The 462-nt window shown below is 57.4% G+C and carries 1 protein-coding gene; it reads right to left on the bottom strand.

Translation table 11 applies throughout. The features are described from left to right. Window positions 1–37 precede the first annotated feature (37 nt). On the bottom strand, window positions 38–462 hold a 425-nt coding region (locus tag ACTHUE_RS20305), incomplete at its 5' end, for a class I tRNA ligase family protein (RefSeq protein ID WP_440424311.1).

The following is a 462-nucleotide window of genomic DNA, read 5'->3' as shown; positions in this document are numbered from 1 at the left end:
ACCTTTCTTATTACAGCAATCAATGCCGAATCAGACTTTACACCACGATGTTCACCAGTCTGCCCGGTACGACGATGATTTTCTTGGCGGGCTTGCCTTCCATGAATTTCACCGCGCCTTCGGTGGCGAGTGCGGCGGCTTCGAGGTCGGCTTTGGAGGCGTCGGCGGCGACGGTGATTTTGCCGCGCAGTTTGCCGTTGACTTGAACCATGACTTCGATTTCGGATTTGACCAAGGCGGCTTCGTCGACTGTCGGCCAGCCTGCTTCCCACAGTTTCGCGCCGTTTAATTCGCTCCACAGGGTTTCGCAGATGTGCGGCACGATGGGCCACAGCAGGCGTACGGCGGCTTCCAATACTTCTTGAGCGACGGCGCGGCCTTGTTCGCTGCCGGTGTCGGTTTTATCGTATTGGTTGAGCAGTTCCATTACGGCGGCGATGGCGGTGTTGAACTGCTGACGGC

It is taken from the genome of Neisseria sp. P0021.S005 (genome assembly GCF_051956955.1).
Note: the sequence above shows the minus strand (reverse complement) of the source record. Positions and strands in the feature narration are given on the sequence as shown.